Source organism: Bacillus cereus group sp. MYBK5-2, from assembly GCF_051915685.1.
In the GTDB taxonomy this organism is placed as follows: domain Bacteria; phylum Bacillota; class Bacilli; order Bacillales; family Bacillaceae_G; genus Bacillus_A; species Bacillus_A cereus.
Genome location: NZ_JBQAFE010000001.1, coordinates 1,323,482 through 1,348,484 on the forward strand (window position 1 = coordinate 1,323,482; position 25,003 = coordinate 1,348,484).

Sequence of the window (25,003 nt, forward strand, 5' to 3'; positions counted from 1 at the left end):
AATGTTAGCTGAAATGTTCCAACTGTTCGGAACGATTGGTATTAAAGCAGAAGGCGCTTATAAAGATTTACAACAGTTTGAAGATCGAGTACAAAAGACTGCGAATGGAATGCATGATAAATTCCAAAAGGCAGGGGAATCCATTAGTCATGTAGGTAACAAAATGAAAGATGTTGGTACAAACATGACAACGGGCGTTTCCTTACCTTTAGCTGGTATCGGTGCTGCAGCTGTAAAAGTGGCTTCTGACTTCGATACTTCTCAAAGAAACATCCAATCTTCTTTAGGTCTTACTGAAAAAGGTGCTGAAAACCTTGGTAAAATCGCAAAAGAAACTTGGAAAGATGGATTTGGCCAAAGTATTGAAGAAGTGGATCAGTCTCTTATAAAAGTGTATCAGAATATGAAAGACGTTCCTCACGAAGAATTAGAAGAAGCTACAAAAAGCGCTATGACATTGGGGAAAACATTTGATTCTGATATCAATGAAGTAACTCGTGGTGCAGGACAGTTAATGAATCAATTTGGTATTTCTTCCAAAGAAGCATTTGATTTATTTGCTGCTGGTGGACAAGAAGGTTTGAACTATTCAAATGAAATGTTTGATAATGTGGCCGAATATGCGCCATTGTACAAACAAGCCGGCTTCTCTGCTAACGAGATGTTTACCATTATGGCAAACGGGACTCGTGATGGCAGTTATAATCTCGATTACATTAACGACCTTGTAAAAGAGTTCGGTATTCGGGTACAGGATGGTTCTAAAGGTGTATCTGATGCCTTTGCTGAAATGTCACCCCAAACACAAAAGGTCTGGGATAACTTCAACAAAGGTAAAGGAACTTCTGCAGATGTGTTTAATGCCGTCTTAGGTGATTTAGGTAAGATGGACGATAAAGTAAAAGCAAACCAACTTGGTGTTGCTGTATTCGGTACAAAATGGGAAGACATGGGTGCTCAAGCTGTCTTAGGTCTTAATAATGCAAATGGTGCGTTAGGCGATGTCGAGGGCACAATGGGAAAAATGCAGAAGACGCAGCAAGAAGCTTTTGGTGTTCGTTGGCAAAAGTTAATGCGTACTACAATGGCATCTTTAGAACCATTAGGACAAGCTATTTTAGATATTGCAGAAGTGGCACTCCCTCCAATTATTAAAGCGGTAGAAGTTGCTGCAAAAGCATTTAGTTCTATGCCTAAGCCAATTCAAATTGGTGTTGTAGCAATTTTAGGTATGGTCGCTGTATTAGGTCCATTAGTAGCCATGATGGGATTTATGACAAGTGGAGTTGGTGCATTTGTTGGTTCATTAAGATTCCTAGTACCAATACTTACTAAAGTACCAATGCTATTTACAGGCATTCTTAAAGTCGGCCCTAAACTTATCGGTATGTTTGGTGGAATCGGGAAAGCTCTAGCGCTGTTGGGCAGATCCATGATGACCTTACTGATGAATCCCTGGACGATTGCCATACTAGCAATTGTAGGATTAGTATATCTGATTTACAAAAACTGGGATGATATCGTTAAATACACCAAAAAAGCTGTTAAATGGATTGGTGATGTCTGCTCTAAGGCTTGGAACGCAACTGTAAAAGGTGCGAAAAAGGCATGGAATGGTTTAGGTAAGTTCTTCTCTGGATTCTGGGAAGGTACGAAAAAGGTATTCAGTTCTGCAATGTCATTCATAGGTAAAATATTTTCAAAAGCTTGGGATGGCTATGTAAAAATAGTTAAATGGTATTTTAACTTGTTGAAAAATATAATCGAATTCGGTTGGAATGCTATTAAATTCATTTTCAAATTTGCATTAGATGGATTGAAAAAAATTGTAGATGGCACATGGAAATTCATTAAGAATAGTGCCCAAAAGGCAGTTAACACCTGGAAGAAAATTTTTACTACTGGATGGAATGCTGTTAAAAGAATTTTCTCTATGGCTTTAGCAATAATAAAGCAGTACGTAAAAACCGAATTCGAAAAAATGAAAAATACAATATCCAGTGTTTTTAATACGATTAAGGAAATTGTAAAGAAAGCCTGGGACGCAATTAAATCAACCTTTACTACAGTATTAAAGTTCTTAAAAGATTTTGTGAAATCTTCTTGGGAATCTATTAAAGATACAATTTCTAGCGTTATGAACACAATTAAAAATGTGATTCAATCGGCTTGGAATTTTATAAAGTTTACAATCATTAATGCAGTTCGTGAATTTGTTGGGTTTGTAATTACTAATTTCAACAAATTATATAACACAATAACCGATGTTGTTGGCGGTATAAAAGAATTTATTGTTAGTAACTTTAAAACTATAAAGAAAGCAATCACTGGTGCATTTACAGGCGTTGTAGATACTGTAAAGGATGTATTCAGTAAAGTTGGTTCTATAGTAAAAAATGTAGCAAAAGATGCAGTTAGTTGGGGAAAAGATATTATCGCAGGTATCGGTGAAGGTATGTCCGGCATGGCAGATTGGCTTATAAAAAAAGCTAAAGGAGTTGTTTCGGGGATACCTAAAGCCGTATTAAAGTTCTTTGGTATCCGAAGCCCATCCCGGTTAATGATGGAATACGGGGGTTATATTACAGAAGGTCTTGGTGTAGGGATGGAAAAAATGATTCCTGCAGTAGACAAAGCTTCTGAACTATTAAATAAAGCTGTCGTTCCACCTAAACCAATGAAACTAGTAACCGATGTATCTAATCAAATTGGACAAATGGGAGCACGTTCTGCTGATTTAATTGGTAAAACTGCCCATCCATTTGCTGGACAAACCCACGTTGAGAAGAAAACGGATAATGGCGTAACAATTCAAAATGCTACATTTAGAGTCTCTGTTGAAAAACTACAATCTGCAGACGACTTTGTAAAAATGAGAAAGCTGCTACAAAACGTAGTTGCTGACGATCTAATGGGAATGGCGGTGCGAAATGTATGAGTATATTAAAAACATTACATAGAAGAGCTGGTTCATATCACCTCTTATGGGATGCTACAGAATTAGTAAGTACAATTAAATATACTATTAATTTTTCATGGCCTGGGACATATAACTTTTCTTTTATGTCCCAAGTTCCTATTGGTTCTGATGGTATGTTACCGGATAAACACTTTATTGTTCGAGTAAATGGTATTGAAAAATTTAGAGCAAGAGGTGCTTATGCCTGGGAAGCAAGAGAAGTTTTTGTTGGTGCAGGGCCACAAACAATTGAATTTACAACAATCGGTTACGGTTCCTCTGACGTAGCCTATTTGCGTGATGTTTATTATCATGCATATGGACCTATACCTACAATTGCAATGATTGAACAAACAAAAATGCCTAAATCATTAGACGGATTAAAAAACTATAATATTATGCATGGTTATCCCCGTTTCCAAAGTAACGGGAATAAAGGATGCGAAGTAGAATTCAATGTTTTATTCAACGATATTAGTTATTGGCGTGATTTCATGAAGGAAATATATCGCCCTCATATTATTACTGGGGATTACGGTACCTACGGGGGTATAATCCCGCCAAATGAAGTAGATGCAATAAGAAAAGGAACTCTAGTTATAGCCAAATGTAAATTAATATCTATGTCACAAGCAGGAGTAGGAGTTGATGGAATGTGAGGGAAGGATCTATTTCTTTAATTAGAATGTTGGGGAGCTATTTCCAGGTAGGGAATAACTCCCCTAATTTAATTGTTTATATGAAAAAAAGAGACTCTTCTACTTATGTCCAAATACAACATCGTGTAACGGGACTAGAAGTACAGGAGAACGCAGATCAGTTCGCTAGTACATTTACTATTACCTTTGCGAATGAATACGGTCAAATGGCTCCTGACAACTGGTATGGTAAGTTCTCTTCTATTCAAGAATGGTTTTATAACAGTGAAGTAACAAATACAAACCAGCTATATCCGCAGACTGAATTTAAGGTGTCTATCGGATACGGTGAAGAAGCTTTACCGTATATACATGGTTTTGTATCTGATGTGAAGGTAAATGCCGAAAGTGGGACAATATCCGTCACCTGCACAACATCATATAAAAAGGTTTTACACAAATCCGTTATCCCAACACCAGGATCAGATGAGATCGTAGCACCAACTGGTAATGTTTATGATGTGGTGAAATTCTTCTTTGAAAAAGCCGGAGTTACATTGCACGGTAACAGAGTAAACATTCCTGGCACCAATCAAAGTTGGATTGTTGAGGGAGCAACTGGTAAGAGGTTTCAAAAGTGGGATGAAATTGTTCGCGATATTATAGATACAACATTCCATTATATAAAACATGAACCGGATGGAAGTTGCACATTCATGAAAATGCCGGACTATGCAATTAATGAACCTGCAAAATTTAGTTTTAGAGAAGGGGTAAATTTTATCTCTTTAGATATGCAGCTAACTGATCAGGATATAAGTAACAGTATTGTTGTTAAATGCGGAGATTACGCAAACGGATTTCTTAATTCGTTTCTATTAAAAAATGTATCGCAAGGTGATTTACGTGAGGAAATGGTGGAGGTTCCTTGGGCGACAACGTTCTTTGCAAGAAGAGCGGTTGCTGCAGCATATCATTTAAAAGCAATCCAGAAGTTCAGAACGTTAACGGTTGCAGTTGTTGGGGATCCAAGGATTCAATTATTCGATGTTATTTCAGTTTACAATAGAGATTCTGGTCAACAGTGGAATTACTTTGTCAAAGGTATTAATACAATGATTTCTGCAGATGATGGATTCTATCAAACTTTAGATTTAACTGTTAACTATGGGTATGAACCTGCTCCATATACAGATATAACTGGTATTACAGTAAATGTAGATACATTACGATTAAAACTTTGGGACTATGATTATGAAGATGGCGACTTATTAAATATTTATTGCAATGATAAGTTAATAGAGGAAAATTACTTTATACGTAATAATCCTACATATGTTGATATATCACTCGAATACGGTGCAAACATGATTGTTTTCGAAGGGGTACGGACTCCTTTAAAATGGCTTACCGGACGGATACAAGTATTAGATACACAAAATAATATTTTATATGATTATGGTTCTTTACCCGATTTAACATTTAAACGAGTAAATATAGATGAATCAACTGGTTATTATATCAAACGCCCAGCGAAAACTTGGGCTGTCACAAGGGTGAATTAGGGGTGATCTTATGATAATGCAAAAGAATTTATATGATCCGATTATGTATCTAATGAAAGGGTTGATTGACAGGCAAATATATAACGGCGGTAAACCAATGCCTGGAAATGACCCGAACGATGTATTTAAAGAAGGTATGACAGAAGGCTATACCCTTATTCGTGATGGTGCTCGTTTATCCCAAGTTGATGGAGATAAATATCTTCATTACGATCTAGATTTTAATAACCAAGGGATGTTAGACAAGGTTATATTATCCCACAAGATAACAGGAAAGAAGATGGAAATTCAATTAATATACAATGCACAAAAACAATTACAGCGTGTACAACCGCGTTTACTGGATAAAGGCAGCGGTATACTGTCTGATTTACCAATTCCCGATGTGTCGTAATGATGCACGGGAATTTTTTAATACAAGAAAGGGTGATTGCTCTTGTTTGAAACAACCTATTTAGCCGGTGGCCGATTAGATCCACCTTTTCATCCAACTAAAACAGAACCATTCATACCAGGTTTCATTATGGATTCATTTTCATTCCAAACAAATGAAACTACATATACTTTACCTGCAGACATGGAGCTGTATGCAATAAGTGTAAGTGCATCTATATATGAATTAGATGATAAATGGAGCTTAATTGTAAACGGCAAAACGATTTGTAAAAACATATATACCAAGGATATTCCCGAAGGTATGCACTTTATGGTTTATAAACCTTTAGCAGCAGGAAGTACGGTTCAATTTTCATTTAAAAATCAAGGAATCCTTGATAAAACAGTATGGTTTGAATTGCATTTTTTATCATAAAGGAGGGGTATCATGAGTTTTGCTGTTACATATATGGCGGGCGGTAGATTTGACGCTCCTTATTTCCCTACAAAAACGGAACCGTATATAGAAGGTAGAAGAATCGGAATAGATGCTGCAGTAAAAAAAGATGAATTTTCACTGCCATTCGATACAGAGTTAATTGCATTCTCTATAGCTGCATCAAATTATAGTGATCGTGATTATTGGAATCTATTTATCGATGGAAAACAAATATTTAAAAATGTTTATGTAAAAGACGTACCAGAAGGATTCAATTTTTCTATTATTAGACCTATTCCGGCTAACGCTGTATTAAAGTTCGAATACCACAATATAACCGGAACATCCAAAGTAGTAAAGCTGAATTATCAACTATTAAGAGATTAGGAGCGTGAAACCTATGGCATATATTGAAAAAATAGTATCAGAAGCAGAATTCCATATGGAGTTAATAAATACCATGATTGAAAATGGATGGAAGAAAGTAAGTAGCTTTTACAAGGTTATTTATAAAGCTACAAAATCAGACGATCCTGTTCATAATTATTGGGCTGCAAAGCATGTAATTTTAAAAAACAACGATGGTGGTTTATACGGAATTGTTCAAGCTTGGAAGTGGACCGCAAAGTCTCAATTAGACATTGATTTTTCTAAGCCTGATGGTAAAACTGCATTTAAAACATACTTAGAAAACAACCCACAATATAAAGATCGTTCATGTATGTATTTATATATGATTGAAAAACTTCCAAGCTATCAAGAGGATAGTGTAATTATTATGGGAGCAGAAGACAAGAAAGAGTTCCAATCCATTCTAGATGTAGAATTGGCCGAAGTGATAGCTACAGAAAAAACAGAAATAAACAACGGAAGACCTTATACATATACCGTTTATGACTATACAGATAAGCCTGATTTAATGATGTCTCCTTGGGTTAAATCTACTTTGAGAAACCCTAAATTGCTAAATATAGATGCTGATACAAATTGGTGGCCAGATTCTTTAGTTCGTATTACAGGACAAGTTGATAAAAATAGAGTTGTCCTACTAATACAAGCAGATAAAACGCCAGCATTTGAAAATAATACTGTCCCTGTAACCCCAGTATACATGGGACGCTTAGAAAGCTATGGAAATGACGACACCATAGCAGATGCTCTTTGGGCTGGAACTGCTTACGATGAAGGTGGAGAAAGTTCTTCTCACAGCTTTAATTTTGAAAGTAAAACGCCATTTAGGGACGTATCGAACTATATGCCACGCACAAAGAAATACCCTAAGTCGCCAGGTAATGGAATTGATAATGTAATTATTAAACGTTCCCGTTTTGGTGCAAGATACCAAGCGCATTATATTGCGTGGAATATACCGAGTAATATAATGCCGCCGGATCGGAAAGGTGCTAATGGTGGCCAATACCCTACAGCATGGCAAAGCCACGATAATGACGAATATAAGTATCAATTTAATCCATCTTTATATAGCGGCAGAGTTCATACATCTAGGGCTTATATTGTACATCCGGATGAAGGGGTACGTGGTTATATGCCGTATGTTGTACTTCTCTCCCCGTTAGGATTGCTAAATGGAGATAAATTAAAAGTTAGAAAAAATACATGTCCAGATACACATGACATCTACAGATTCTTTACCGTGGATGCAATTTCACCAATTACAAAAATGCCAGCTACTGCATATCGTCCAGCAGGTTTAGGTATTTTCGAGAAAACTATATAGGGGATGAATATAAATGTGGTTCGATAAAATTGTAAATTTACAAACCTTACCTACAGAATTAGAAAAGTTATTTGTAGATCACGGATGGAAACGTGATCTATTTTTCCGTATTCAAAGAGAAAGCAGCAAATTCATAGATGTGCGATTATTCGAATCAACCGGAAGTGATTTGGAGCGTAGAAGATTTGGTTTTGCAGTTGCATACGATACTGCGGATTCTGATTTCGCAGATTCCAGATATGTAGCCACAGAATCACGATTAGGGGATTTTGGAGTAGGCGATGGTAAGAAAACAAACTTCATTATTCCCACTTCTCCAATCATTGCTAGTTCCTTATCTGTTTATATAAATAGTATCTATCAAGAAAAAAACACTTATACAGTGGATGGTAGAACAGGATTAATTAAATTTAATACACCAGTAGCAAAAGGAGCTAGAGTTACGGGGGAATATCGTTTAGCTAACGATGCCTATGAACCAACGAACGATATTATTTTCTTCACTTATACTCGATACTTTATTGAGAAGGAAGTGAAAATGAGTGATCAAGATGCAGATTTAGGAAATGGTAATGGTACAAAAACAGCTTTTAAATTACCATACCCAGATTTTGATGAAAGCCGTTTTGCAGTATACAAAAACGGAACAATTTTAGATGCAAACAACTATACATTTACAGGCGATACAATTATTTTCAAAGTTGCTCCTGCAAGTGCAGACAACATAAAAATTGCAGGTACACGTTTGCTAGAATCTAGTAACGGTAGCGATGTAACAGAAATACTACCTGCTAAGACGCAATTTACCGTACAGAGTACAAATAGTGTCCTGGCTGAAATTTTTACATCTATCAATTTTGTGAACGCTTCTCCCTATACAGTACTAAGTTTGACACCGGAGCAAAGATTCACAAAGGACTGGAAACGTGATTCCGTTGTTTACATGTACGGTAACGCTCATAAAGATCGTGTTGTAATGTTTATGCGAATTGATCCAACACCAAGCCCTGTACGAGCACTATTTGTTCCATTGTACATCGGAAGAATGTATACATTTGATAATAAACCGCAAAAGAATTTAATTATTATGGGCGGCTGCCGTTCTGGGGAAGAATTCAGCAATTCTACAAAGAAAATTGGTAATGCAAATATGGATTATGGCGAAAATACATCTGGTGGAAATCTTACGCCTGTTTTGTCTCAATCATTAACTGGATCTATGTATCAGCAGCATTACCTTGCCTTTATAACTCATAATGCCGATATCGATAGTGGACAAGGGAGATTTAATCCCTCTATGTATAGCGGTAAATACCATTTATCACAAATTTATATCGTACATCCTAATGATGGATATGTAGGGAAACTTGACGATGTATACGCAGTACATCCAAAAAATATTCAACAAACAGATGAGTTTGAAATTGAAAAAACTGTAACAGATGAAGTAATTGGTAAAGGCGATGGAACTAAAAAGATATTCCATTTAGAGCACAAACCAAAAGAAAATACATTGAACCTATTCATGGATTGTAAGGAAGTTCCTAAAACGGATTACGATTATAATGCGGAAGATAAAACTGTAACTTTTAAGGAATACCCTGGCGGTGAAATTCTAGCTAATTATCAAATGGCGCAATTATATCGCTACACATTGCCAACAACAGCAGTTTCTCCATTCACAAGTAAGTTTTCGCCTTTCAATCCAATTGGCCTAGCAATCTATAAAGAAGATATTTAAACAAGAAAGGGGGAAGGCAAAAGATGAACGAGAAAAATTATTCGATTGCTGCCCCTTCTTTATTTATAAATGAAAAGAATCATATAGTTTCTGTTAGTCCAAATCTTTCGTATGAAAAGACTTATTGTGTTTCTATTTCAATTGCTAATCCTTTTGGTGAAAACGTGCATGAGTTTCCTGTAAGTATGCCACCTAATTCAAGGTTTAAGGCTGTTAAAGAGGATAATGCAGGTGTATTCGCAACAAGAGTAAACAAAATTAAAGGTGTCTTCTCTGATGTAATTAACCAGGCTTCCAGGGACATTGAAGTTGAAGCAAGTATTACAACGTTAAATGCTTTTGATATAGATCGTAACGTTAATATAGATATTTCTGAAATGGAAAACCTCACACAATCAAGATGCTTTGCAATAGATATTACAGCTGATGAGTCAGCGCAGCAACGCAGTCGTATTTTTGATATGGATTATGTGAAAGAAGAACTTGCAGATAAACCATTTGATACGCGTGAAATTAAAATCGTAAATGAATCTATTATGTCTAGAACTACAGATGAATATGAAATGAATGAAAGTATAGAAGAAGAGCTTCTTCATAAGAAAATTCGTGAGTTTGCTACAGAAGTAGAAGAACTTCCCGACTGGGTGAAAGTAGCTCGTGTATTGTATGGAGAAAAATTCTACGAAAGTATATTGGCAGACCGAAAAGAAAAAGAACTGCAGTCTAATATATTTGAGAATGGCACGGGTGAGATTGTATTTAAAGAGTTAACTGCAGTAACAACACATCCTTTAGAAATGGCAGATAGATGTATTCATGAAGTTGCTGCTTCTTATGAAGAGTATGATTTATTTAATGATTTAGGAATACCTGTTTATTTACCTGATTATGATCTATTTGCAAGAATCCAAAGAGAATTAAAAGCAGATTATACAAAATTTGATACTGCAGATAGAAATATTATTCAAGTTGATGGAGGTTCAATATCATTCGAATTAGTTGAAAGAGAACAGATAGAAACCATAGCAGCGGTCCCAACAGACGAAACATTTATACGAAAAAACTTATCTTTGGAACTAGAAACCTTTGATATGGAAGATTCAAAAAGAACTCAAAATGAAGTAATAACATCATCTGCACGATATGAACAGGCAAATAAAATTCACTCATGTCACGAAAGTGAAATTGAAGATGAAACACAATCAATTCGAGTTACAAATGAATTAATTGGGAATTCTATCGAAGTATTGGAATCGATAGATAATAAGGTCCGTGAACTTGCTATTGATGTGGTCGATACTGCAGGTGATTTTGTTTTAACTCGGGATCTTATCGCAGAAAACATTATTGGATTTGATAATGCTACTCGTGAAAAAGAACTAATCTATACCATATTAGACAATGAAACTAATGCTCACAAAGTAGTGCCAGAAGTAATAGCAGATTCCATTGAATCACGGGAGTTTAATAGGAAATCACAAAATATCCTTTCATACATTACAACAGATGAATTGAGCACACGAGAAAACAAACAAATTGATGTTATAGAGGGAGAATCCTCTACAGCAGAAAGAAGTGTTATCGAATTAGAAGCCCAAAATGAAGAAATGGATTTATTTGAAGGTATGGGATTACCTGTTTATTTACCCGATTATGATTTATTTGCAAGGGTTAAACGGGAGTTACAAGCAACGACGGTGTTGTCCGATATAATGGATCGTTCCAAAGTTACTATAACTTCTGAAATTGTTGATAGTATTGATATGGAGCGTTGCACACCAAATATCATGACGGATGTGTCCGGAATAATAGATTTTAAAAGACCTGTATTAGAATTAGATTCAAAAATTGCTAATGATTATGATGCAGCTGACACACCTGCAAAGCAGTCTTTAATACTAGAACTAGATACATTTGATAGAGATGTAAGTATAGCAACTGATATAGAAGAATTCGAGCGATTTAACAGGGATACTTGCATAGAAAGTTCAGTGGCGGAATTTGAACCAGCGGAGAAAGTTCTGGGAATTGATACTGAAATCATCGAAAGTGAACGGTTTATTATTAATAAATTCATTGATACCGAGTGCATACAATTTGATGATTTTATTGTTAATAATGTTTACCCTACTGAAATCATTGAAGTTGATGAAAATAGAAAAGTTCAAAAAGAAAAACCGAAACTATGGTTACGTCATAGCCGTTCTTCTTGGTGGACAAATTCTAATTGGAAGAAAACAAGATAGAAGGTGATGAAATGGCTACCATTGGACAAGTATTAAAGACACCCGAACTGGGGTGGAGAAGATATGACTGTAATTCTCAAAATTTCTCACTATTTGATACAGATTTTGACCTAAGTAGCTCTGACCGATTTTACTCCGGTATTACAAACGGTCAATATATACGATTCAAGTTTTTTGGTAAACAGCTACGTGTTATTGCGGAAGTTTCTAATCTTCCTGGACAAGTTTCTATATCGATAGACGGAAATAAAGATTACTTCTCTTTAAATAGCAAAGCAGATGAAAATTATGTTCTAAAATATGAAAAGAAATTCACGGAACAAGCAATCCGTGAGTGTATTATTAAAATCGAAAACAACAATATATCATTCCATAGGTTTAACGCTTTTGATATTGATAGTTCTGGATACTTAATTGATTTTATGAGAAAAATCTCTTTATATAAAAAAGAAGCAGGGAAAATATTTATAGAGGATTTTGATTCCATAAACCCGGAATGGATTATATCACCGTCCGAATCTTTTAGTATTGCTGCAAGAAAAGGCTTTATAAGATTGAATCATACAGCAGATAAAGATGTAATGTTACTAATCAACAAACCGCAAGGAGATATAGCGATACAAGTCATTGCTGATTATACTCCTGATGTTGAAGGGGATAAGGGCGGATTGATTATATATCAAAACGCTGATAATAAAATAGAATTTCTTGAATCTCATTCTATTAATAGTTCTAAAGAACACAGGGAATGGCTTGCTACTTCTACTGGTGAACAATGGGACTTTTATAGCAAGGTAGATGCTACCTTTGATTATGCAGATAGCGACAAATTAGAAGCGACTAAAATCGGTGTTGTATTAAAGAAAGGTGTCGCAGATCCATACAAGCCGCTAGATATTGATCGTATCATTATCACGAGTGGCCACAAATTAAAGTTAAGACAACTGTTCCCAAATAACAGGGTAATTTTAAGAGATGAAAATGGCACTACAATATCTATTAATCAAGTGGGCAAATTAAATACCGGTATAGATATAAACCTACCATCTTTAGAGTTCCAAGGAACCATTGAAGTTAACGATGAACAAAATAGCCTTATAGCAGAAAAGAAAGCCCTATTTTATGGCGGTGACATCTATAATATGGGTTCTCCTTTAAAAATCATAATGGACTCTAAAGAATTAAACGATACTGATCCAACTAATTTAGGAAATATGATTGAGGGAAAAAGAATCATTAAAATGATGGTCCAAAATGAAAATTCTGTAGCTGTTCATAATCTCAAAATTTCTATTGAGCAATACATGGAAAAGGTGGGATATACGTGGGCAAATATTTCGTTAGATAACTTAGCTTGGGTAAAACAAATTTCAATAAATACATTAAGCGCGAATAGTTCTAGGGAGTTTTGGGTACTGGTAACTAAAGATTTAAACTACATTGGGTTTGAACCTATTTTATTTAACATTAAATTGCTACATGATTGAGGTGTTTACATGGGTACTGAAATGAAAATCAATCGTTACAAAGGAACTGTAGGTGATAGTTCATCGCCCGTACTTATCGAAAAATCTGAACAAATACTCGTACAAAACGGACAAACTCAATACCTTTCAATGAATATGGAATACAACAAATTTGATATTCGAACTATTCATGTAACAAACGATAAAGATGTTGAATCTATTATTTCAATTTTTGATAAGAAACAAAATGGACTACAGATATATAAGAGTAATCAAGAGAAGAAAACTTACGATATATTAGCAATCCCTTGCGAAGATAAAGATACAACAAGCGCTGCTCATGTTTTTATTGAAAACAAAGGAAATGAACCAACTTTATTTACAATAATCATTAAAGCAGTAAGTTTACAATAAAGGAGTGTCTTTTATGACAGAACATATATTCAAGAGATCCACACCATTAAAAAAAGATATATTCGACCTTGTTATTAACGAAATGTTGCGCGTTGGGTGGAAACAGTTAAACGCTAACAAAGAAAATGAAAAAGATATCTACATGATGTACTCCGACGGAAATGACGGTAAAAAAAACATCTTCATAGAATTTAGTCCATATGATGGGAGGGATGTAGAAAATCGTTCCGATAAGTCTAACTTTGATATAAGGAAAACTTTATATTCAGATTCATTTTTCAGATTTTGCACTGGATATGATAGTTCGAAAGGCAGAGGGATTAGCGAAGATTATCAATACCCTGTATCTTGGTATAACGGCCGCCGTAGTTACTCTGGTGTTTCTGCTGGAGACGGACCACAGGTTGATCCTTTACTTACAATAGAATTATATACATTCATTGATAAAGAAAAAATTATTATTTGTACAATTCCACCAAGTAGCCTAAGTAGTTACCCAGTAGTATCCTATGTCGGTGTTTTAGAAGATTTAATGCTTGAAGAGTTACACGAACCCTATACAAGAGCATTAACTTGGTATTCAAGCGCCTTTTCTAGTGCCAGCGAATCAAATACAGGGCTAACTTTTAGTAGGCCTAAAAATAGTAATTGGACGCAAAAGGTAGCTGCATATCGAAGTATATGGCTCTCTATACCTATTCCAAGAAACCCTAATATTGATAATAATTTCATTATGTTACCTTTTTACATTTCTCATAAGGACTATGGAGTTAGGGGAAAACTTGGCGGTATATACTCTACTGCCGATATAGGGATTGTAAGTGGAGATATCTTGGAGGTGGAAGTGAACGAAAAGGTACAAAAGTTTAAATATATAAACGCAAAAAGTAGTTATGGATCATTACCTGCTCCATTAGCATTTCGCATAGAATGAGGTGATTAAAATTAATATTTTTAAAGCTTCTATTTTTGATCCAGACTTACAAAAGATGAACAGGTCAGCATTACAGAGAAAGGGCACAATAATCGACAATATCATTCAAACCGGAAATAGAAAAACAGTAAACAGAAATGGATATATTTTCAGAGATAAATCGATTATCCAAAATGATTCAAAACAAGAAGTGAACTACCCTCGTCAAGAACCATTAGAGCATTCTTGGAAGAGACTAAATACGTAAATTCTAAGCGTACAACAGTAGGCTTTTTTTATTTTGGCCAAAATTTGAAAGTAGGTGAGAACTTGGAAAGAATTCACGAACTCATCAAGGCATTGAATATAAGCGATGTTATTACAAGTACTCAATTTAAAGTAGGTGGTGCTATAGGTGGTGGATTAGGAACAATAATTAATTTGTTATACGGTAAAGCGAACTTAAATTGGATATCGATCTATTGCTGGATTATCATGCTCGACTGGATTACGGGTAGTAAAGCTTCAAAGCTAGATGGAACATACTCATCACAATATGGAATTGAGGGCATCACGAGAACAGTGGTGCTTTTATCTTTACCAGCCCTTGCACATTTATTTGATATTGCTCTTAAACTACCTGATTTCTTTTTCTTCATGGTAGTCGGTGGATTGAGTTATCACATTTTTAATAGTTTTGCAGCAAACTGTGCACGAATTGGCTGGGAAAAATGGATTCCTGCATGGTTATTAGAAAGTGTAGCATCTGAAATTCAAGCAAAGATCCAAAGAAGTGATGCACGAAAAGAAAAACATACTACCAAATAAAAAATACACGCCTTACATAAGGAGAGCATTGTCAAAAGACGGTGCTCTTTTTGTTTGGCAAAAAGGGGAAAATACACAATGAAAAAACCAATTAAACTATTTAGCTCGTTATTTATGACTCTATTACTCTTATTTTCGTTTGCTACGGCTTCTTTTGCTGATAGAGTACTAATTATCCAAGACTTACCGAAACAAGCATATCGCTACGGTGTGGGCGCTTATGAGGGCGTTGTTGCACATAGTACTGCAACGCCAGAAGCACCAGCAATTAACATTCGAAATTATGAAGCTAGAACATGGAGAAATGCATTTGTACATTATGCCGTAGATTGGAACGAAACAGTCCAAATTGCCGATACAAAATATGTTGCTTATGGTGCTGGACCAGCTGCAAATAAAAGATTTGTTCACGTAGAACTTTCTGAAACTAGCAACCCAGATAAATTTAAATCTTCTTACGAGCGTTATGTAAAACTATTAGCTAAGATTTTAAAAGATAGAGGGATTCATCCAAGCAAAGGTTTATGGACACATAAAGATATTACTTACAAATTAGGTGGAACTGACCACGAAGATCCGATTGATTACCTTCGCAGTCACGGTGTATCAGAATCACAATTCAGGGCGGACGTACAAAAGGCGTATGAAGGCGCAACAGTTACAGTTAAACCAAAACCACAAGAACCATCTCAAAACGTTGTAGGCGAAACAGGAGTAGCTTATATTGATGGACTCAACGTAAACCTAAGAAGTGGACCATCAACAAATTATGGTGTTATCCGTCAATTAAATAAAGGAGAAGCATATCAAGTATGGGGAAAACAAGGTGATTGGTTAAATCTAGGTGGTAACCAATGGATTTATAACAACCCATCTTATATTAAATATCAAGGGGAACAAACTACTACTTCAAGTTCTGTAATAGGAAAACGTGTTGTTTCTAAAGTAGATGACCTTCGTTTCTATGACTCTGCTTCTTGGTCTGATAAAGATGTAGCAGGAACGGTAGATGAAGGACTTGGATTTACTATTGATGCTACAGTATCGGTGAATGGTTCACCACAATACAAGGTGCACAACAGTAAAGGTGCAACATACTATATAACTGCAAATGAAGCCTATGTGTATGTGAAGTAGAGAAAAAGGTCTACTCAATATGAGTAGACCTTTTTTATAAGTTTCTAGAAAATAACGTACTAATAACTATTTAGAATAATTTTCAAACCCCTTGCTAATAACTACAAGTCCTATTATGAAAGAAAGTGTTCTTATTATTAATTCAGCAACTAGCAAATCACCCATAGTCTTTGAAACATCATATAATTCACCAGTAATAATAATTGGTGCCATGATTATTAGTATTCCTATTAGAATTTGAATGAACAGAATATATTTAGGTTGCAGAGAGATCACCTCCATTAAATTAGCATGTATAATGAACGTAACATGTAATTAAGAAGTAATCGATCATTTAAAAATTTATCAACTTTAAAAATATACATATCCTTCTTTATAAGTATATTTATAGTGACTCGTCGCATAAGATGCATTAAAACCTACACTTCCTGTCTTCCCTACAGTAATGGATACATTGCCATTAAAAGTAGTTGTGCCATTATTATGAAAATCACCATTAACAATATAGAAAATTCTGTTAGGATCCTCTAAATTTGCTTGAACTGTACCACTGAACGTTTTAGAAAGACCATTTGCATCTCTATTCATATTAATATGTTTTATTTCCTTAATACCCCTGAAGCTTCCACCCCATTCATTTGTTTCACAATAAAACCTTAATGAAGGGCTATAGAAAGGTGTTACTGAAAAATTGGTTGTTAGTGTTCGGTACGTAGCGGCAAGTGTTGCAGCAGATGATTGTCCACGAGCTTTCCCCTGAGCCATGAGCTGCTGAGAAATTTCTTCTCTAGGTTTATTGGTATCTGCAGCAATTTGATTAACAAGTTCCCCAAACGTTAGTACTTCACCTATTTGTACATTCGATTGATCTGTTAAATCTAATACATTACCTTTTTTTATAGTAGAATCAACTGTGTTATTCTCAGCTGCGCTTGCAATTGTTCCTCCTCCGAACATAGCAAGAGATAATCCTGCAACACTTAAAACTTTACTAATCTTTTTCATTTTTCATACCTCCTAAAATATTAATTAAGACAATATCATGCTAATTTACCTTTATTTGTTAGCATAATTCAGATATTAACCCCGAAATAATGGGAAATAAATACTTATAAACCAAATAATTACCAAAACTTTTCGACAAATAAGGTTCACGCTATACCATTACTAGCATTACAATTAGTTTTATATAGATAATTCTTTCTTTACAATCTAACGATTTACCGATGTTTTTACGTCAATTGATAAAAATGAAATTAAATATTCTGAATATTATTTATAAAATTGTTTTTTACAACTTATTACAATTAAACTTTGTTATGATTGATTTTATATAAACTAAATAAAGGAGATTGTGATATGATAATTCTGAATAATGAAAAAGTTACTAGACTATTAAATGAATGGTATAAGGTTATTCTATCTAAACAAATAACAAAGGCGACAAGAATGAAAGAAGAAGTTGATGAAAAGATTAGTGTCTTAATGGTCGAACAAAATCGAGATTTACAAGATCAAAATCTCTTATTGTACTATTCTTTATTGGATTATAGTTATAAAGTGTTAATAAATAAATCATATGTAACTCGTAGTGATTTTGATGCAGTTGAAAAACTTACAACAAAAACTATTGATGAGTATTTAAGATACTACTACCATTTCTATAAAGCTGTGCATAACACTATGATTGCTAACTATATGGAAGCGATGGAGCAATTTGAAGAAGCTGAACGACTTTTAGAGTATATTCCTAATGACATTGAAAAAGCTGAATTTAATTATAAACTTGGTGAACTATATTACCACCTTCAACAACCTTTATTAACAATTAAGCATGTTATGAAAGCAAAAGACATATACAAAAAACATGAAGATTATGTAATAAATCAAATTGAATGCGATACAATCCTAGGATTGGCAAGTGTCACTTTAAGTCAGTTTGAACAAGGAGAAGAGCTTTTTGTTAAGTGCTTGGATATGGCTAAAAAACATAACTGTACTCGACTAATTACCTTAATTCAATACAACTTAGGTTTTCTTTATGCAAAACAAGGTATATCTGCAACTGCAATTCGGCATTTAATGGATGTGTATAAATCTGAAAAACCATATCATAAAACTGTATTCTTACTGGCTCGAGAACATTTCAAAGTAAATGAAATTGAAAAAGCACAAGAATTTTTGACTCAAGGCTTTGAATTAGCTGATGTTGAATATACACATCATTTACGAATACTTCGAGCACAATACGATGAAAATTATAAGCAGAATCTAGAAACAACGATTGCAGATGGACTAGATTACTTTGAATCCCAAAAACTTTATGGATTTATGGAAGAGTACTCTGGAATTTTAGCGAAAAAACTTTATCAAGAAGGTAATCATGAGAAGGCTAGCCAATACTTTAATATATCTTATGATGCTAAAGAATTACTTCAGAAGGGAAGTGCGTTAAAATGAAAAAAGTACTAATAGGATTTTTTAGTTTTGCTGCTGTTTTAACTATTGGAAGTTTTACAGAATCTTTTACATCACAAGCTGATCATGGTAGACCACCTGCACCACAAAGACCAGATTATATTTCTAATGTGGCCGATTTTGATCACGGTAGACCACCTGCGCCGGCATACGAATACGGCGATACTTATATTGATCATGGTGAGCATATCTAAAACAAAAAGAGGACGTGATATATACGTCCTCTTTTTGTTTTATTTTAATTATGACCGAATTATATTTGAAATAATATAAAGGATAATGTTCTAGTATATCAATTCCATCAATAATAATGTCTGCGTGTGGCTTGCTATCAAGAAACTGTCCAAGTGTCAACAGGAAAAAGTGTTAGTTTCTCATATAAATCTCATAATTGAGAATTGGTTTAAATAACCGGTGCAACAACAGCGAAATGCGATTCGTATATTTGCACACATTTTGCACACATTTTGTTCACGTACTATATAAAAAAGTACGAAAATCTATAAAAATAATTATTTCGATAAAATTTTTCTGGATTTTAAAAAAGTGCTAAAACCCTTATATCACAAGGGTTTTGGCACTTTTGTATTTTTGTATTTTATCAAATAAACAATCCTAAAATTGTTCATTCTTCTCCCAAGATTCAACGATATAATGAGCAATCGTCGGATTGAAGCCTTTACCAACTAAAAACATAATTGCAGCAACTTCTGTTAATGCGTGTTCGTGTGATGTATGTTTTGCTTCATTTAAACCGTAATCTACCCATGGTTTTACGAAATCTAGTACAGGTTTCTTGAAAGGTAAAAATTGTGTACCGACAACTTGTTGAATTTGTTGTTGTGTTGGTTCAGTAATTGGTCCAGGTGGTAAGATTTGTGGTTGTGTAATGTCTAGTGTTGGTCCGGGCGGTAAAATTTGTGGTTGAGTTGGATCTATTGTTGGTGGTTTAGGTGGTGAGACACGTGCGTCGTAGTTTGGTTGATACATTTGTTGTTGATATTGCGGTTGTTGTGGCTGAGTTGTGTATGGGTTTTGTGGTGCTACATATGGATTTTGTTGATATTGTTGTTCTTGATTTTGTGGTGCTACATATGGATTTTGTGGATATTGTTGTTCTTGGTTTTGTGGTGCTGCATATGGATTTTGTTGATATTGTTGTTCTTGGTTTTGTGGTATTACATATGGATTTTGAGGATATCGCTGTTCTTGATTTTGTGGTGCTGCATATGGATTTTGAGGATATTCATAATTTGGACGTGTGTCATATGGATTTTGTTGAAATTCAGTTTCTTGGTTTTGCGTTGTTGCATATGGGTTTTCGTCATATTGTTGCTCTTGCTGTTGTAACTCTTGTTCTTCGTATTGTTCTGTGTATCTCTGTTCTTGTTGTTGAGGATACAATGGTTGCCTTGGATAAGGCGGTTGATTATTATAGAACATGTTTATTCCTCCTTCATGATGATGCCTACCACCTAGTGTATGGGCGGACAAGAAAATATGTGATGAAAAAATGCGGGCGTGTTACAATAAGTAACTGGGTGAAGATAAAATGACAAAACAAGAAAAAATTCAAAAAACAATTACTTTTGTAAAACATATTTTAGAAAAAGATGCGAGTGGGCATGATTGGTATCATATTGAACGTGTACATAAAATGGCGATTTCTTTATCTGAGCAAGAAGGTGGAAATCGTTTTATGATTGAAATGGCAGCATTACTTCACGATGTGGCAGATGAAAAGCTAAATGAAAGTGAAGAAGCAGGAATGAAAAAAGTTTCTGATTGGTTAGAAGAGCTACGTGTTGAAGAAGAGGAAAGTAAACATATTCTTCATATCATCGCCAATATGTCTTATAAAGGTGGCCATGGCGGCACAGTAGAGTCACTTGAAGGGAAAATTGTTCAAGATGCGGATCGTTTAGATGCTCTTGGTGCAATAGGAATTGCTCGTACATTTGCATATGGCGGGGCGAAAGGGAGATTAATGTATGACCCAACTATTCCGCCGCGTGAAGAAATGACGAAAGAAGAGTATAGAAAAAATAATGATCCATCTTTAAATCATTTTTATGAAAAACTTTTGAAATTAAAAGATTTAATGAATACGAATGCAGCAAAACAAGAGGCTGAAATTCGTCATCTTTATATGGAACAGTTTATTGAACAATTTATGAAAGAGTGGAATGCACAAATATGAAAATGTTAACTGTGGAGAACTTATCAAAATCATATGGAGAAAAGCCGTTATTTGATGGATTATCATGTAGTATTACAGAAGGACAACGTGTCGGAATTATTGGTGTAAACGGAACAGGTAAATCGACATTATTAAAAATTATTGCGGGATTAGAAACTCCTGATACAGGTGATATGACGCATTCACGAGGGTATACAATTAGTTATTTATCACAGCAACCAGAGTTTGATGAAAAACTGACAGTATTAGAGCAAGTATTCCATGGTGATACACCTTTAATTCGTCTTCTTCGTGATTATGAAAAAGCACTATTAAATATTGAAAAAGATCCAAGTAATGAAAAAGTGCAGGAACAATTATTTGCAGTGCAGCAACGTATGGATGCAATGAGTGCATGGGAAGCAAATGCAAATGCGAAGTCTCTTTTAACGAAATTAGGAATTACGGACTTCACTGCAATTGTTGGGAATTTATCTGGTGGACAGAAAAAACGTATTGCAATGGCACAATGTTTTATTGAAACACCGGATTTATTAATTTTAGACGAGCCTACGAACCATCTTGACCACGAGACAGTTGAATGGTTAGAAGAATATTTAGCGAGATATACAGGTTCGGTATTACTTGTAACCCACGATCGTTATTTCTTAGATCGTGTGACGAATCGTATTTTTGAATTAGATAATGGTAAACTATATAGCTACGAAGGAAACTATAGTACATTTTTAGAAGCGAAAGCACTTCGTGAAGAGCAAGAATTGGCACAAGAATCGAAACGCCAAAATTTATATCGTCGTGAACTTGCTTGGATTCGTCGTGGTGCAAAAGCCCGTTCTACGAAACAAAAGGCGCGTATTCAGCGTTTTGATGAGCTAAAGGCACAAGAAGGACCCGCTGCAAAACAGTCAGTTGATATTGCACTAAGCGGAAGTCGTCTAGGAAAGAAAGTACTTGAGTTAAAAGATGTAACGAAAAAATTTGGCGATAAGACGGTATTACATAATTTTAATCATATTGTGAAACCGGGTGATCGTATCGGAATTATTGGGGCGAATGGAAGCGGGAAATCTTCCCTATTAAATATGCTTGCAGGTAAGTTATCTCCTGATAGTGGTGAAGTGGAAGTAGGACAAACTGTAAAAGTTGCTTATTATACGCAAGAAAATGAAGAGATGAATTTAAATCAGCGTATGATTGAATACATTAAAGAGATTGCAGAAGTTATTCATACGACAGATGGAAAAGTAATTGGTGCATCTCAAATGTTAGAACGTTTCTTATTCCCGACGCATTCACATGGTACACCACTTGGTAAACTATCTGGTGGTGAAAGAAGACGTTTATATTTATTACGTATTTTAATGGGAGAACCAAACGTACTTTTACTTGATGAACCTACGAACGATCTAGATACACAAACATTAACAGTACTAGAAGATTATTTAGAAGATTTCCCAGGTGTCGTTTTAACTGTATCGCATGACCGTTACTTCTTAGATAAAGTAGTAGATGAACTGTTCATCTTTACTGGTGGAGGCGAAGTGCGTGAGTTTCTAGGTAGTTATACAGATTATTTAGAAATGGAAAAAACGAGAGAACTTATGGAGAAAGCGGAAGTTCAAAAAGAGAAAAAAGTTGTAGAAGAAGCGCCAAAACAACAACGTAAACGTAAACTTTCATACAATGAACAGCGTGAATGGGAAACGATTGAAGATACAATTGCCGAACTTGAAGAGAAAATTGATTCAATTGGAGAAGAACTTGCGAAAGTTGGATCTGACTTCACAAAGGCACAAGAATTATCTGAAGCACAGCAGAAAACAGAAGAAGAGCTAGAAAAAAAGATGGAAAGATGGAGTGAACTATCAGACATCGTTGAAGGATTAAAATAAAAACAAGCTGCATATATTGAAAAGTAAAGAGAAAAACTTTACACTATTGGTAGAACCTATTTTAGGAGGGAAAAAATGAGAACATCTAATCCAATGTTGAAAAAAGAGGCATTCCGTAAAGAGGGAGCAAGTGCTTCTGCGATGACGATTGGCGGAACAGTAGGCAAAACGTTCATTATGCTTATCTTGCTACTTGCAACGTCTGTCTATTCATACATACAGATGATGCAGGGGACGATGAAGATGCCAGTATTAATTGGTGCTTTAATCGTTGCGGCAATCATCGCATTTGCGTCTATGTTCTTCCCGCGTATTTCACCTTTTGGTGCACCAATCTATGCAGCGGTAGAAGGGGTTGTGTTAGGAAGTATTTCAGCAGTTTATACAATGAAATTTGGCGATTCTATCGTTTTAAATGCTGTATTACTAACAATCTCAATTCTATTTGCAATGTTAGTGTTATATGCAACACGCGTAGTAAAAGTAACGGATAAATTCCGTACAGGCGTGATGGCAGCAACACTTGGAATTATGGTTATGTATTTAGTCGTATTTCTACTAAATATGTTTGGTGTAACTGTTCCATACATTCACCAAGGTGGTACAATCGGTATTATTATTAGTGCAGTTGTTATTGTAGTTGCTGCATTAAACTTATTACTAGATTTCGATTTAATCGAAAATGGTGTACGTAGTCAAGCTCCGAAATATATGGAGTGGTATACTGCGATGGGATTAATGCTTACATTAGTATGGTTATACTTAGAAATTCTTCGTTTCGTTTCGTACTTTACGAAAAATGACTAATAAAAAAATCCTGCATGAAAAATGCAGGATTTTTTTATTTTCAAAGATATATTGAATGTATGGTATAATATGGATGATAGCAACTTGAAGTGAAGGAGATGGAATATGATGAAAGAGAAGAAGGGGATTATGAAAAAACTATTTTCTAAAAGTTTTTTCATAGAACTAGATGAAGCTTTAACGTATCCATCATCAAAAGTTATTACTTCAGCGATTGAAGGATATGCAACTGAATGCAATGAAAGACTAAAATTTGAGAGTAAAGTTAAACCGATTACTTTCTACTTAGAAAATGCAATGTACCGTGCTGAAATAAAGATGGCTCGCGGAGGATATTACATATCTTGTACTGAAGTGTAATAAATTTTGAAACCATACATGTTTGAACTATGTATGGTTTCTTTTTTTGTTTTGTAAGGTCTAAAATAATACTTTTTACTTACGGATATATCATTTTGTGCTTTTTACCATTCAAACATTTCTCCTTACAATGAAGAAAAACATGTGAGGTGGTATAACTTATGATGAATCGAGTTGTATTAATCGGTAGATTGACAAAGGAGCCAGAATTATACTACACAAAACAAGGCGTCGCTTATGCACGAATATGTGTTGCGGTGAATAGAGGATTTCGAAATAGTTTAGGTGAACAACAAGTCGATTTTATTAATTGTGTCGTTTGGCGCAAATCGGCTGAGAATGTAACTGAATATTGTAAGAAGGGGTCGCTCGTTGGGATTACAGGGCGTATTCAGACTAGTAATTACGATGATGAACAAGGCAAGAGAATATATAGAACTGAAGTTGTGATTGAGAGTATTACCTTTTTGGAGAGAAGGCGGGAGGGGGCATCGTAATAAAAGGTGATTTGAAGTAATAGCTTCGGAAAAAATTGTGGAAAGTATTTTAATAAACTTAAAGAGGGGATACCCCAGCTTTTTTGAAAAAACAAGTAAAGAGTATACAAAGTTTTATAACGTTTTTTGGCTAATCCAGTAACAAACGAGAACCATAAAACCCATCACAGGATAGGAATGTATAAAAAGATGAATCGAGTGATAGAAAATAAAAAAAGGATTCCTTCTGAGAGTAAGGAATCCTCCTTTTTGTTGCTACCAATAACGAAAGTTATGTAAATAAGCTATCCATATGGATAGCTTAATATAT

At 34.8% G+C, this 25,003-nt stretch carries 25 protein-coding genes; 22 read left to right on the plus strand and 3 right to left on the minus strand.

The features are described from left to right. Position 1: 1 nt before the first annotated feature. The 15 genes from ACTFP3_RS07110 to ACTFP3_RS07180 all read left to right on the plus strand — a co-directional run bounded on the left by ACTFP3_RS07110 (position 2) and on the right by ACTFP3_RS07180 (position 16,459). Positions 2 to 2,938: a phage tail tape measure protein gene (locus tag ACTFP3_RS07110; protein ID WP_088346004.1), complete on the plus strand. Its 2,937-nt coding sequence runs from the start codon at positions 2 to 4 to the stop codon at positions 2,936 to 2,938. Next, positions 2,935 to 3,618 carry a hypothetical protein gene (locus ACTFP3_RS07115; RefSeq protein ID WP_119683278.1) on the plus strand — a complete coding sequence of 228 codons (684 nt, stop codon included), beginning with the start codon at positions 2,935 to 2,937 and terminating at the stop codon, positions 3,616 to 3,618. The genes ACTFP3_RS07110 and ACTFP3_RS07115 overlap by 4 nt, the downstream gene beginning before the upstream one ends. Further along, on the plus strand, positions 3,615 to 5,162 hold the full coding sequence (locus tag ACTFP3_RS07120; RefSeq protein WP_440009820.1) for a hypothetical protein: 1,548 nt from the start codon (positions 3,615 to 3,617) through the stop codon (positions 5,160 to 5,162). Before ACTFP3_RS07115 ends, ACTFP3_RS07120 begins: the two co-directional genes overlap by 4 nt. Positions 5,163 to 5,172: 10 nt before the next feature. After that, a complete protein-coding gene (locus ACTFP3_RS07125) occupies positions 5,173 to 5,556 on the plus strand; it encodes a hypothetical protein (protein ID WP_021727719.1) in 384 nt (127 codons plus the stop codon). A gap of 42 nt (positions 5,557 to 5,598) precedes the next feature. Continuing rightward, on the plus strand, positions 5,599 to 5,973 hold the full coding sequence (locus ACTFP3_RS07130) for a Low copy number virion structural protein (protein WP_088346020.1): 375 nt from the start codon (positions 5,599 to 5,601) through the stop codon (positions 5,971 to 5,973). 12 nt (positions 5,974 to 5,985) lie between these two features. After that, entirely contained in the window at positions 5,986 to 6,363 is a 378-nt protein-coding gene (locus tag ACTFP3_RS07135; RefSeq protein WP_088346022.1) for a Low copy number virion structural protein, read from the plus strand. 13 nt (positions 6,364 to 6,376) lie between these two features. Then, a complete protein-coding gene (locus tag ACTFP3_RS07140; protein ID WP_089607452.1) occupies positions 6,377 to 7,714 on the plus strand; it encodes a hypothetical protein in 1,338 nt (445 codons plus the stop codon). A gap of 13 nt (positions 7,715 to 7,727) precedes the next feature. Then, positions 7,728 to 9,455, plus strand: coding sequence for a hypothetical protein (locus tag ACTFP3_RS07145; RefSeq protein ID WP_440009824.1), 1,728 nt, complete (start codon positions 7,728 to 7,730; stop codon positions 9,453 to 9,455). Between the two features lie 23 nt (positions 9,456 to 9,478). Beyond that, positions 9,479 to 11,701 carry a hypothetical protein gene (locus ACTFP3_RS07150; RefSeq protein WP_440009827.1) on the plus strand — a complete coding sequence of 741 codons (2,223 nt, stop codon included), beginning with the start codon at positions 9,479 to 9,481 and terminating at the stop codon, positions 11,699 to 11,701. Further along, a complete protein-coding gene (locus tag ACTFP3_RS07155; protein WP_440009829.1) occupies positions 11,683 to 13,188 on the plus strand; it encodes a cell adhesion protein in 1,506 nt (501 codons plus the stop codon). Before ACTFP3_RS07150 ends, ACTFP3_RS07155 begins: the two co-directional genes overlap by 19 nt. Before the next feature lie 9 nt (positions 13,189 to 13,197). Continuing rightward, on the plus strand, positions 13,198 to 13,581 hold the full coding sequence (locus ACTFP3_RS07160; RefSeq protein ID WP_061457126.1) for a hypothetical protein: 384 nt from the start codon (positions 13,198 to 13,200) through the stop codon (positions 13,579 to 13,581). A 13-nt stretch (positions 13,582 to 13,594) separates the two neighbouring features. Next, positions 13,595 to 14,515, plus strand: coding sequence for a hypothetical protein (locus ACTFP3_RS07165; RefSeq protein ID WP_119683283.1), 921 nt, complete (start codon positions 13,595 to 13,597; stop codon positions 14,513 to 14,515). Positions 14,516 to 14,570: 55 nt separating this feature from the next. Continuing rightward, positions 14,571 to 14,762, plus strand: a complete 192-nt coding sequence (locus ACTFP3_RS07170; protein WP_129542637.1) for a hypothetical protein — start codon at positions 14,571 to 14,573, stop codon at positions 14,760 to 14,762. 62 nt (positions 14,763 to 14,824) lie between these two features. Next, positions 14,825 to 15,322 (plus strand): phage holin family protein, encoded by a 498-nt coding sequence (locus ACTFP3_RS07175; protein WP_440009832.1) that lies wholly within the window; start codon positions 14,825 to 14,827, stop codon positions 15,320 to 15,322. Positions 15,323 to 15,400: 78 nt separating this feature from the next. Next, positions 15,401 to 16,459 (plus strand): N-acetylmuramoyl-L-alanine amidase, encoded by a 1,059-nt coding sequence (locus ACTFP3_RS07180; RefSeq protein ID WP_119683284.1) that lies wholly within the window; start codon positions 15,401 to 15,403, stop codon positions 16,457 to 16,459. A gap of 66 nt (positions 16,460 to 16,525) precedes the next feature. Here ACTFP3_RS07180 and ACTFP3_RS07185 read toward each other — a convergent pair whose 3' ends face one another. Together ACTFP3_RS07185 and ACTFP3_RS07190 are read right to left on the minus strand one after the other, a co-directional pair. Continuing rightward, complete coding sequence (locus ACTFP3_RS07185) at positions 16,526 to 16,741, minus strand: hypothetical protein (RefSeq protein ID WP_033665752.1); 216 nt, start codon at positions 16,739 to 16,741, stop codon at positions 16,526 to 16,528. A gap of 69 nt (positions 16,742 to 16,810) precedes the next feature. Continuing rightward, positions 16,811 to 17,464, minus strand: a complete 654-nt coding sequence (locus ACTFP3_RS07190) for a hypothetical protein (RefSeq protein WP_061139362.1) — start codon at positions 17,462 to 17,464, stop codon at positions 16,811 to 16,813. A gap of 354 nt (positions 17,465 to 17,818) precedes the next feature. Between ACTFP3_RS07190 and ACTFP3_RS07195 the strand changes: the two genes are divergently transcribed. Continuing rightward, positions 17,819 to 18,919 carry an aspartate phosphatase gene (locus ACTFP3_RS07195; RefSeq protein WP_000584829.1) on the plus strand — a complete coding sequence of 367 codons (1,101 nt, stop codon included), beginning with the start codon at positions 17,819 to 17,821 and terminating at the stop codon, positions 18,917 to 18,919. Further along, positions 18,916 to 19,131 (plus strand): hypothetical protein, encoded by a 216-nt coding sequence (locus ACTFP3_RS07200; RefSeq protein ID WP_000756629.1) that lies wholly within the window; start codon positions 18,916 to 18,918, stop codon positions 19,129 to 19,131. Before ACTFP3_RS07195 ends, ACTFP3_RS07200 begins: the two co-directional genes overlap by 4 nt. A gap of 421 nt (positions 19,132 to 19,552) precedes the next feature. On the opposite strand, the gene ACTFP3_RS07205 is transcribed toward ACTFP3_RS07200, so the two are convergent. Beyond that, positions 19,553 to 20,380, minus strand: a complete 828-nt coding sequence (locus tag ACTFP3_RS07205) for a hypothetical protein (protein WP_211478039.1) — start codon at positions 20,378 to 20,380, stop codon at positions 19,553 to 19,555. Between the two features lie 109 nt (positions 20,381 to 20,489). Between ACTFP3_RS07205 and ACTFP3_RS07210 the strand changes: the two genes are divergently transcribed. The 5 genes from ACTFP3_RS07210 (at position 20,490) to ACTFP3_RS07230 (ending at position 24,693) form a co-directional block, all read left to right on the plus strand. Then, positions 20,490 to 21,137 carry an HD domain-containing protein gene (locus ACTFP3_RS07210; RefSeq protein ID WP_326036067.1) on the plus strand — a complete coding sequence of 216 codons (648 nt, stop codon included), beginning with the start codon at positions 20,490 to 20,492 and terminating at the stop codon, positions 21,135 to 21,137. Continuing rightward, positions 21,134 to 23,029, plus strand: a complete 1,896-nt coding sequence (locus ACTFP3_RS07215) for an ABC-F family ATP-binding cassette domain-containing protein (protein WP_211478041.1) — start codon at positions 21,134 to 21,136, stop codon at positions 23,027 to 23,029. The genes ACTFP3_RS07210 and ACTFP3_RS07215 overlap by 4 nt, the downstream gene beginning before the upstream one ends. A 75-nt stretch (positions 23,030 to 23,104) precedes the next feature. Further along, complete coding sequence (locus tag ACTFP3_RS07220; RefSeq protein ID WP_001260655.1) at positions 23,105 to 23,836, plus strand: Bax inhibitor-1/YccA family protein; 732 nt, start codon at positions 23,105 to 23,107, stop codon at positions 23,834 to 23,836. Between the two features lie 105 nt (positions 23,837 to 23,941). After that, complete coding sequence (locus ACTFP3_RS07225) at positions 23,942 to 24,196, plus strand: DUF4318 domain-containing protein (protein ID WP_000975138.1); 255 nt, start codon at positions 23,942 to 23,944, stop codon at positions 24,194 to 24,196. A gap of 161 nt (positions 24,197 to 24,357) precedes the next feature. After that, positions 24,358 to 24,693 carry a single-stranded DNA-binding protein gene (locus tag ACTFP3_RS07230; protein ID WP_000982018.1) on the plus strand — a complete coding sequence of 112 codons (336 nt, stop codon included), beginning with the start codon at positions 24,358 to 24,360 and terminating at the stop codon, positions 24,691 to 24,693. Positions 24,694 to 25,003 lie beyond the last annotated feature (310 nt).

What these genes read in the sequence shown, in the direction of transcription:
- ACTFP3_RS07230 (WP_000982018.1), top strand. Translation starts at nt 24,358, where the DNA reads ATGATGAATCGAGTTGTATTAATCGGTAGATTGACAAAGGAGCCAGAA.
- ACTFP3_RS07185 (WP_033665752.1), bottom strand. Translation starts at nt 16,741, where the DNA reads ATGGAGGTGATCTCTCTGCAACCTAAATATATTCTGTTCATTCAAATT.
- ACTFP3_RS07200 (WP_000756629.1), top strand. Translation starts at nt 18,916, where the DNA reads ATGAAAAAAGTACTAATAGGATTTTTTAGTTTTGCTGCTGTTTTAACT.
- ACTFP3_RS07190 (WP_061139362.1), bottom strand. Translation starts at nt 17,464, where the DNA reads ATGAAAAAGATTAGTAAAGTTTTAAGTGTTGCAGGATTATCTCTTGCT.
- ACTFP3_RS07215 (WP_211478041.1), top strand. Translation starts at nt 21,134, where the DNA reads ATGAAAATGTTAACTGTGGAGAACTTATCAAAATCATATGGAGAAAAG.
- ACTFP3_RS07165 (WP_119683283.1), top strand. Translation starts at nt 13,595, where the DNA reads ATGACAGAACATATATTCAAGAGATCCACACCATTAAAAAAAGATATA.
- ACTFP3_RS07125 (WP_021727719.1), top strand. Translation starts at nt 5,173, where the DNA reads ATGATAATGCAAAAGAATTTATATGATCCGATTATGTATCTAATGAAA.
- ACTFP3_RS07225 (WP_000975138.1), top strand. Translation starts at nt 23,942, where the DNA reads ATGATGAAAGAGAAGAAGGGGATTATGAAAAAACTATTTTCTAAAAGT.
- ACTFP3_RS07140 (WP_089607452.1), top strand. Translation starts at nt 6,377, where the DNA reads ATGGCATATATTGAAAAAATAGTATCAGAAGCAGAATTCCATATGGAG.
- ACTFP3_RS07160 (WP_061457126.1), top strand. Translation starts at nt 13,198, where the DNA reads ATGGGTACTGAAATGAAAATCAATCGTTACAAAGGAACTGTAGGTGAT.
- ACTFP3_RS07145 (WP_440009824.1), top strand. Translation starts at nt 7,728, where the DNA reads ATGTGGTTCGATAAAATTGTAAATTTACAAACCTTACCTACAGAATTA.
- ACTFP3_RS07135 (WP_088346022.1), top strand. Translation starts at nt 5,986, where the DNA reads ATGAGTTTTGCTGTTACATATATGGCGGGCGGTAGATTTGACGCTCCT.
- ACTFP3_RS07180 (WP_119683284.1), top strand. Translation starts at nt 15,401, where the DNA reads ATGAAAAAACCAATTAAACTATTTAGCTCGTTATTTATGACTCTATTA.
- ACTFP3_RS07150 (WP_440009827.1), top strand. Translation starts at nt 9,479, where the DNA reads ATGAACGAGAAAAATTATTCGATTGCTGCCCCTTCTTTATTTATAAAT.
- ACTFP3_RS07195 (WP_000584829.1), top strand. Translation starts at nt 17,819, where the DNA reads ATGATAATTCTGAATAATGAAAAAGTTACTAGACTATTAAATGAATGG.
- ACTFP3_RS07210 (WP_326036067.1), top strand. Translation starts at nt 20,490, where the DNA reads ATGACAAAACAAGAAAAAATTCAAAAAACAATTACTTTTGTAAAACAT.
- ACTFP3_RS07170 (WP_129542637.1), top strand. Translation starts at nt 14,571, where the DNA reads ATGAACAGGTCAGCATTACAGAGAAAGGGCACAATAATCGACAATATC.
- ACTFP3_RS07205 (WP_211478039.1), bottom strand. Translation starts at nt 20,380, where the DNA reads ATGTTCTATAATAATCAACCGCCTTATCCAAGGCAACCATTGTATCCT.
- ACTFP3_RS07115 (WP_119683278.1), top strand. Translation starts at nt 2,935, where the DNA reads ATGAGTATATTAAAAACATTACATAGAAGAGCTGGTTCATATCACCTC.
- ACTFP3_RS07110 (WP_088346004.1), top strand. Translation starts at nt 2, where the DNA reads ATGTTAGCTGAAATGTTCCAACTGTTCGGAACGATTGGTATTAAAGCA.
- ACTFP3_RS07220 (WP_001260655.1), top strand. Translation starts at nt 23,105, where the DNA reads ATGAGAACATCTAATCCAATGTTGAAAAAAGAGGCATTCCGTAAAGAG.